Here is an 8,651-nt window from a genome sequence, read left to right as displayed (position 1 = left end):
TCCGTCGCGCGCTGCCCGGCAGCTGGAAGATGGGAATCACGACGGCGGCAGCCGCCGTCGTGATTGTCCTGAACCTGTTGCTCGCCCTGGTGGGTCAACTGCCCGGCCGGGCAGTCATCCTGCCCGCCACCCTGATCCTCGCTGCGGCCGGGGCGGTCCTCCTGCTCCGGACGGCCGCGAACTGGAGCGGGGGAGTGACCTGGGACGGCGACGCAGGCCAGCAACCCGCCGACGTCCCCGGCCCGCAACGGTGGGCTGCCGCCTACGCCCACGCCAAGGAAGAATCGCTGCGCGACTGGACCGGATCACTGCTGCTGCTCGCCGCAGTCTTCATGACCGTGGTGTTCGTCTGGATGCTGCAAGCCCTCTTCGTCATCGTCCCCGGCACGCTGGTCCTGGCCGCAGCTGCCATCAAAATCCGCTCCCACCACTAGGAGTTTTTGTACAGCTGATGCCCTTAAGAAGCCCTCTTAAAGGCATCAGCTGTACAAAATCTCCCCACCGACCCAGCTGAATCGAGCAAAACCCCCAGTGTCGCCGCGCCCCTTTCCACCGCGCCTTTTTCCACGTCGATCCACCCCCACCCAGACTGCAAGCCCACGTGCCCGCTCCACGGAAAGCTGGCATTACCCGCTGCGGCACCACAATTACCGGATCTTCGTGGCCCTATCGCTGGTAGGGAGCGGTGGCGTATGGATGCAGCGGTTGGCCCAGGACTGGCTGGTCCTGCAGCTCACCGGCAGCCCGGCCGCCGTGGGGCTCGCCGTGGCACTCCAGTTCCTGCCCATGCTGGTGGTGGGACCCATCAGTGGCGTTCTGGTGGATCTGTTCCCTAAGCGCCGGATTCTCCTGGTGTGCCAATCCGTCGCTGCGCTCTTGGCCGCCGGCCTCGCCGTCTGGAATGCGATGGGCGGTACGGATGTATGGGTTGTCTATGCCTCCTGTGTCGCTTTGGGCATCACCAGTGCCATCGACGGACCAGCCCGGCAGGTGTTCGTCAACGAGGTGGTAGGCGACGCCGGCTTGCCCGCCGCCATTGGCCTGAACAGCGCAATCGGCCAGTTGGGGGCTATGGCCGGCCCTGCCCTCGCTGGCGTGGTCATCGCGCAGGCAGGTCCTGCGGCCGCGTTCGCTGCCAACGCCGGCATCGGTGTGGCAGTGCTGGCCATGATCGTGTCCATCCGGCCCGGCGAACTCCACCATTCGCCAGCGGCGCCTGAGCCGGGTGCCCGGCGGGGACAGATCCTGGCTGGATTCCGATTCGTCCGAGCCCGCCCGCCACTTCTATTGACGATGCTCCTTGCTGGTTTGCTGGGGGCTTTTGGGATGAACGGTCCCGTTGTCCTGGCAGCCTTCGCGGACCGTGTGTGGCACAGCGGACCTGCCGGGTTCGGCCTTTTCAATACCGTCAGCGCACTGGGTGCTTTGGCCGGCGCCCTGGTTGCAACCAGGATCAAGCGTTTTGGCCGGAAGGGGATCGTTGCGAGTGCGGGGCTGTTCGGCCTCACCCAATTGCTTGCTGCCCTGATGCCCACCCAGGAATGGTTCGTGGTGATGCTCATTGTGGTGGGTTTCATGACGCTCCTGTTTCTCACCAGCGCAGCCACCACGGTTCAACTTGAGGCCGGTGCCAGCGTTCGCGGCAGGGTCCTTGCCCTGTACTTCCCGCTGCTTTTGGGTGGCCATGCTCTGGGTGGCCTGCTGGCGGGGTGGCTCACCGAGGATTTTGGTGTCCGGACGGGGCTGGTGGTCACGGGGGCGTTGGGGATGCTGTCCGCGGCGGTGATTGGGGTTCTGCTGTGGAAGTCTTCAACGCGGCGACGGGCCTGAGAGCGCAGCGACTGTTTGAGCGCTTTTGTTAAAAGTGATAGCTCAAACAAACAAAAACTCCCTTGACGAGTGATGTAGCGCACATCTACGCTGAGAAAGCGTTTTCTCCCTCGTAGCGCACGACTCAGATAAGGACGTTTGATGTCTATTCGAGCACGGAAAAAATTCGCGGCGAAAGTCGCAGCAGCCACGGTTGCCGCCGCCATTACCTTGACCGGCTGCGGTGGCGGGTCCCAGCAAGCAGCCTCCGACGGAACCGTCACTCTCCGCTTCAGCTGGTGGGGTTCGGATGTCCGCCACAAGATGACACAAAAGCTGATCGACGCCTTCGAGGCGAAGAATCCGAACATCAAGATCGAAGGCGAGTATGGTGACTGGTCCGGCTATTGGGACAAGTTGGCCACCCAAGTCGCGTCCCAGGACGCCCCGGACGTCATCCAGATGGACGCCGCTTACCTTGGCGAATACGCCGAACGCGGCGCCCTGCTGGAACTCAAAGACGTTGATCTCGGCAAGTTCGATCAAGCAGTGGCGGATGCCGGGAAAGTGGAGGGCAAGCAGTATGCCGTCACTGCCGGTGTAAATGCCCAGGTGGTGCTGGCCAACCCGGCACTGGTCGCTGCCAGCGGAGTTACCCTCCCGGATGACACAACATGGACTTGGGATGAATACAACAAGACTGCCGCCGCCATCACGGAGAACAGTAAAGGCGGTGTGTATGGTTCCGGCGCGGTCAGCGGCGATGCGCCCATGAACCTTTGGTTCCGCCAGCACGGAAAATCGTTGTTCACCGCTGACGGCAAGCTTGGTTTCGACGAAAACGACCTCACCGGCTGGTACGAATACCAAGCGGAGCTGCGCGATTCGAAGGCAGTACCGCCTGCCTCCGTGATGACGGAAGACGTCACCGCCTCCGTGGACCAGCAAGGTCTCGCCACCAACAGGTTCGCCTTGGCCTGGTACTGGTCAAACCAGCTGGGAGCCCTCGCCAAAGCCTCGGGCCAAGCCCTGGAGATCCATCGGCCGCCGAGCACGGACGGTACTGCAGCCGGCGCCAAGCAGTTCTACAAGTCATCGCAGTTCTGGTCAGCAAGTTCGCGGACCAAGCACCCCGCCGAGGTGCAGAAGTTCATCGACTTCCTCTCCAACAGTGTTGAGGCAGGCGAAATCGCACTGGCAGACCGCGGCATCCCCGGCAACTCCGAGGTCCGGACCGCAGTCCTGCCCAAACTGACGCCGGAAGACGCGGCTACGGCCAAGTTCATCGACGAAATCTCTTCGGAACTGGGTGACGCCGTCCCCGTGCCTCCGGCAGGTTCGAGCTCGGTTGTCGAGGCCTTTGGCCGTTACGCCATGGAAGTCCATTTCAACCGGATGTCACCCGCCGACGCCGCCAAGAAGGCCATGGACGAGGCAAAGAGCACGCTGGGCTAACACCCCGCCGAGGTGACAGTTAATGCCAATCCCCACGGGAAATATTGGCATTAACTGTCATCTCGCGGCAGCAGCACCTGGGCTGTGACCCCTGCAGGAACCGTGTATTCGAGGTCCATGCCTGCGGGAGTCCGGCGCCAAGCAACCGAAACCGGCCCGCGCTGTGTCGGCACGCTGCCCTCCGCATATTCCAGCCTGCATACCGGCGGTTGAATCACGACGGCGGACCCTCCTGCCCCGGTCACGCGGACACCGAGGAGGTACTCAAGAATCTCCCGGACCACTGAGGCTGACCATGCGTGCGACTGGCTGTAGTCCGTAGCCTCATCCAACTCCCAGGCTTCCCACGTGAAGGAGGCCCCGGCGTCGAGTTGTCGGGCCCACCCCGGCTGGCTGGGATCCGTGAGGAGGTTCAAGACATCGTCCACCCGTCCCTGCGACAGCAAGGCCCGGAACAGCCGGTGCACCGTCATGGGTCCTTGGCGCATCCCCATCCCGGCGATCCGTTCGGCATCCTTCGCGGCGTGCTCAGCAGGAGTGATCCCCATGGACAGCGGGAACGACGTCGCATGCTGGGAGGCATTGAGGCTGGGCTTGCCGTCGGCGTAGAGCCCGTCCACCATGACGCCGTCCACCCTGAGTCGTGAGGAGATCTGCTGCGCCAGCGATACTGCGGCTTCGCCGAACCGGGCCGACTCCCGCCCAAGGCCGGCAGCCCCGCAAAGCCGACTGACGGCGTCGAGTACTGACCAGCCCTGGGCGTTCACCGTGGTGCGCGCCGCGCATTCCATGTCGTAGCCGAAGCGGCCCGGCGCAGGCCAGTCCACAATGCCGTGGAGATAGGGCCCGCCGCCGCCTCCGAGATCGGTGACGAGTCCGGCAGTTGGGCCGTGGTCCGGGATGTGGCGGAGCACGTACTCGGCCGTGTCCCGAAGCTGGGGGAGGAGCTCGGCCACCAAGGCGTCGTCGCCACTGAGCCGGTAATAGTCTTCTACCCACTCGGGCACCATGAGTGAGAAGTCCGGGATGTCGCGTTTGCCGTCTCCATTGGGGTACACCGCGTTGTAACGCCCACGCTCGGATGGATCCTGCCAGAAGCGTTGCGCCGATCCTGCGAACTCGCGCAACGCCTTGGCCGTGAAGTGGCGCTCGCCGAACAGGGCCATGGTGGCGTACGAGATATTGACGGCATCGCCCAGGAACTGGCCCTTTTCACGGGTAGGGGTGTCCACGAACTGCTCCTGGACGCCCAGCAGCGCCGAATCGCGCAGGAGCGTGAAGACCCGGTTCAGCACGGGATCGGAGCTGTGGAAGCTGCCGTTCTCCGGGTGCTGGGCATGGATCACCGTTGCGCCGATGTCCCCGAGATCGGCCTTGTCCACGCCGGGGAGTTCGAGGTACCGGAACCCCAAATGCACGGCTGCTTCGTAGCGTTGCGGTCCATCCGTCTGCGTATACGGAAACGTCATGTCCGTGTTCTGGCTGGAGGTCTTTCCATCGTCCACACGGCCATCGGCGCGCAGGTTGTAGCCGGTCCGCAGCATCACCGTTCGCCCGTGCTCACCGTTGCGGAATTCCACCAAGGGACGCCCGGGGAGGACCTTGCCGAAGTCCGCTACCGGAGTGCCGTCGCCGGCAGTGAGGAGCTCGACGGCGGCAGCGTAGTTCCGCTCGACGCTCGCGTCGTTAGGTCGCAGCACCGGAAAATCCGGGACCGGGTGGGCTCCAAGGGACAGCGCCGGGTGCCATTGTTGTGGCTCCGGCCAGGCCGTCGCGTCGAAGTGCTCAATGGGATCGCCCTCATCGTTGCGGTAACCGCTCTGGCGGTACGGACCCTCGGCAACCAGCCACCCAGGCCCGGATCCGAAGACGTCCCGCGTGCCGTCGTCGTACTCCACCGTCAGCTGCGCCAACAGGCCAGGGCGACCAGCCGCGCGTCCTTGGCCCGGTCCGTACCAATGGGCGACGGCGGTAAGGCTGGCCGTCTCGCTGGACTGCAAGGCAGCTGTGACGTCGGCGGCGTTGTAAAAGTGCTCGCCAGGGTAGCCGAAGTTGGTGGTCTCCAGGCAGGAGTTGCCGTTGATGGAGAAGCTGGCATGGTGGCTTGCTGCTGCGTAGAGGCGCCCACGGACCACGGGACGTTTGAGGCTGATGCTTGCCTTGGCGAGAGTCCACTCGTCCGGCTGGCGGAAGGGCGTGGTGGTGGTCCAGCCTGTGAGGGCGCCTGGTGTGGCAAAGTCTGTTTCGAGGAGGCTCGCCCGGCCAGCCTGGACCCGAAGGGACGAATACTCGGCTTGGCTGCGCGGGCTCTGATGGAAAGCGATGCCGGTGCTGGCGGTGCCGGGGACCACAACGCTCAAGGCCGATTCGCCGTCGATGGTGACGCTGATGCGTTGGCCGTCGTCGGTGATCTCCATGTCCTGCCAGCCGTCCTGGGGAGTTGCCCCGGCGCGGGAAGCCGCAGTTGCTTCGAAAGCCGGCGTCTCGGCCAGCGGCTCCGTGATCGGCGCAGTCATGGCACCGATCCGCCAGTCCGGGGCGGGGCGAAGGACGGCCGACCGGTTCGGCTTGATTTCCACCAGCAACCCTGTCCCCGGGCCCTCACTGCGAAGGAGAATTCCGGCGGTACCGAGGCGCAGGCGGAAGCGGGCGGTGATGACCGTGTGGCCACCTGTAGAGACAGGCCAGGGAAGGTACGGCGAGCCGCTCACCCGGAGGAGGCCGTCCACCAGTTCCATGGGTGCCTTGCCGCCCGGGGTCCGGTGGATCCACTCGGCGTTCCAGTTGCCGGTTTCTGCGAGGCCGGTGCTGAAGGAGGCCGGCGCGCTTGCTCGGCCGGTGTTTCCTGCCGCATCAGTGAGCTGGACGGTCCACTGGTAGTCGCTGTCAGGGGCGAGGTCTGGCCCCGTGTATGGAAGGTGGTGCTGCTGGTCAGTGACAACGGTGCCTGAGTCCCAGACTTCCGTCCCGGCGCGGTCCAGCATTGTGATGCGATAGGCGCTTTGGAAAGATTGCTCCGCGCTCGCGGCGGGACCAACGGTCAGCTGCCACCCGAAATTCGGGGTGGCGGGAGCCGTGAGGCAGTGCTTCAAGCCCTGAACAGTGAGCTGCTTGGCGCTGAGGGGCGTCTCCGGAAGGCTCATCGAGCAGCCACCAACTCTTCGATGTCCTGCAGATCCAGTGCGCCGTCGCTGATCCACACCGTGATGGTGCGGGTGAGGCTCCGCCCCGCAGCCAACTCCACTGCCGTGTCCCAGGCCAGGGCCGACCCCACCGCTGGGTACCCGCCACACCGCACGAACCATGGGTCCGGTGACTCGGCAGGCGAGCCGAACACCAGGGTGGCCGGGCCGCCGTCGAACTCTCCAGTCCAGACCAGCCAAGACGATACCGAACCGTGCACGGCCGACTCGCCTTCGGCGGTGGAGGTGAAGACGCGCGGCGAATCATGGGCGGGCAGCCGCCAGAAGAATCCGCCGTAGCCGCTGCCGGCGGCGCCATGCGAACCGGGGCTCCCCAATGTGGCATCCACGACGGCGGTGAGCTGGGTCTGGATGTCCAGGCGCCATGTGCGAGGACTGCTGACAGTTCGTACAAACGTGCGGCGTTCCTGGAGGACAAGGCTGCCGTCGGCCGCGAACCAGTCGAGGTCGAGGGTAGTGTGGTCGGCCTTCCGAGCGAGGTCTGCGATCTCGATCCTGCCGTGGTTCTTCAGGTCCACGTATTTCCCAGCAGTCCTCCGGTAGCTGCGGCCGCCCCAGAAGTTGCTGCCGTTGACATCCTGGAGAGCAAAGCCGGCGCCGAGGTGCCAGACATGGTCCGAGGGCAGATGCTCTGTGACGGCTGTTCCGGCAGGGGTGGAGACGGGGTGCAGGTAGGGCCGTGGGGAGAGTTCCGACTCGAGGTCGCTCCCGCTCCGCAGGGTAGTGATGGGCTCGTCCGAGCCTGGGCCGGCCGAGAAGAGGACACTGGTGCCGGTGGAGGCCGGGCGTGCCCAGGGGAGTCCCAACTCGGAGAACGTGACGTGCGCGCGGGTGGCGCGCTCCAGGATGTCCTCGATGTTGGGAATCACAGCGTGGGCTTGATCGCCGGTCCCCACCCATTCAACGCACTCCGAGGGAATCAGTGCAGGCGATTCCGCAGTACGGATGGCCTCCAGAACCCGCATGAACGCACCGCTGTGATCCAGCGGGCTGAGCAGGGGCGTGCCTTCGGACAGGTGTCGGAGCAGGTTCTCCGTGAGGTCGTCGCGCCCGAAGGTGTGCGTGGCTTCGCCTGCTTCCGTGCGGACCGTGACGCGGTCCTCCGTGTAATGGAAAACCGCCGTTCCCTCCGTGCCATGGAGCGTGACGTACGGTTCCACGGACTCGCCGGCGCAGAGCGTCAGGGCGCACGTGATGGGCAGCCCGTCGACTGTCCTCATCCGGATCACCGAGGTGTCGTCCGCCTCGATGTCGTTGGCGCGGTAAAGGTCGGTCTCCACGGAGGCAAGGTCCGCCACGTGGCGGGCGCCGGCAAGGCGCAGTGCGGTGGCGATGGCGTGGGCCAGGGGGTTGGTGGCAACACCATCCACTACGTCCACCCCGTCGAGGCTCCGCTTGCCTGCCCAACGTGAGCGCTTGTAATAGGCACGGTCGCGGACCCAGCGGCCCGTGGCAGAGATCCCCTTGAGCATGCCGATGGAAGGAAGCTCATCCGTGGCTTCTCCGTTGGCCAGGTTTTCCAAGGCTGCGAGGGCATGGGAACCCAGGCTTTGAAACCCAATCTGGACGCTTCGTCCAGCTGCGCTCGCGGCTTCCTGGAGGCGGAGGAAGTCCTGCATGGAGGCTACAGGGGGCTTTTCCAAGTAGAGGTCGGCCTCGGAAGCAAGGACGGACAGGGCCAGCGGAGCGTGGGTTTGGATGGGAGTCGCCACGATGATGACATCCGGGCGGTGGCTGCCGGCCAAGAGTTGATCGAGGTTGCCGTGGACTGCAGTGGTTTCGGGCAAGGCACCTGGTGCCGGAGGATTGGGATCGGCAACGGCCACGAGTTCCACCATGCCCTGTGCGCTGAGCCGTTCGAGGTTGCGGAGATGGTGCGTTCCGAACCCATGAACTCCCACTAAAGCGATCCTGGCCGGTGCAGTCCCAAGGTGCACGGGACTCTCGGTGGACTCGACGGAAGGGGTGTCCATGGCTCTCCTCTGCTGGCACTGCAAACGAAGGCTGGGGACGCCGTCGTCAGGTATTCACGAAAAGTTCTCCGGCGGGTTCAGGCTATACCTAGCAAGCGCTTTCCCACGTTCGGTTTTGCCCAGTGTAGCGCGAACGGGTAGTAAATGTAACGATTCAAGAAACGCCTTGACTACCCACTCCTTTAGCGTCTAAGTTTTCGGGAAAGCGTTT

The 8,651-nt window shown here is 64.7% G+C and carries 5 protein-coding genes; 3 read left to right on the top strand and 2 right to left on the bottom strand.

What is annotated here, in order from left to right:
• From FQP90_RS12640 to FQP90_RS12630, 3 genes are all read left to right on the top strand, one after another.
• Window positions 1-434 (top strand): Poxvirus protein I5 (locus FQP90_RS12640; RefSeq protein WP_144650880.1); only part of this gene is annotated, 434 nt, incomplete at its 5' end.
• A 97-nt stretch (window positions 435-531) separates the two neighbouring features.
• Complete coding sequence (locus FQP90_RS12635) at window positions 532-1,830, top strand: MFS transporter (RefSeq protein ID WP_144650876.1); 1,299 nt, start codon at window positions 532-534, stop codon at window positions 1,828-1,830.
• 141 nt (window positions 1,831-1,971) lie between these two features.
• Entirely contained in the window at window positions 1,972-3,264 is a 1,293-nt protein-coding gene (locus FQP90_RS12630; protein WP_144650873.1) for an ABC transporter substrate-binding protein, read from the top strand.
• 50 nt (window positions 3,265-3,314) lie between these two features.
• Here FQP90_RS12630 and FQP90_RS12625 read toward each other — a convergent pair whose 3' ends face one another.
• Both FQP90_RS12625 and FQP90_RS12620 read right to left on the bottom strand, forming a co-directional pair.
• A complete protein-coding gene (locus tag FQP90_RS12625; protein ID WP_144650871.1) occupies window positions 3,315-6,407 on the bottom strand; it encodes a family 78 glycoside hydrolase catalytic domain in 3,093 nt (1,030 codons plus the stop codon).
• Window positions 6,404-8,440: a DUF6807 family protein gene (locus tag FQP90_RS12620; protein WP_144650868.1), complete on the bottom strand. Its 2,037-nt coding sequence runs from the start codon at window positions 8,438-8,440 to the stop codon at window positions 6,404-6,406. Before FQP90_RS12620 ends, FQP90_RS12625 begins: the two co-directional genes overlap by 4 nt.
• Window positions 8,441-8,651: the final 211 nt, after the last annotated feature.

This window comes from Paenarthrobacter nitroguajacolicus, assembly GCF_007786235.1.
Taxonomy (GTDB): Bacteria; Actinomycetota; Actinomycetes; order Actinomycetales; family Micrococcaceae; genus Arthrobacter; species Arthrobacter nitroguajacolicus_A.
The sequence above is the reverse complement of the archived record's forward strand: the minus strand, read 5'-3'. Positions and strand labels throughout refer to the sequence as shown.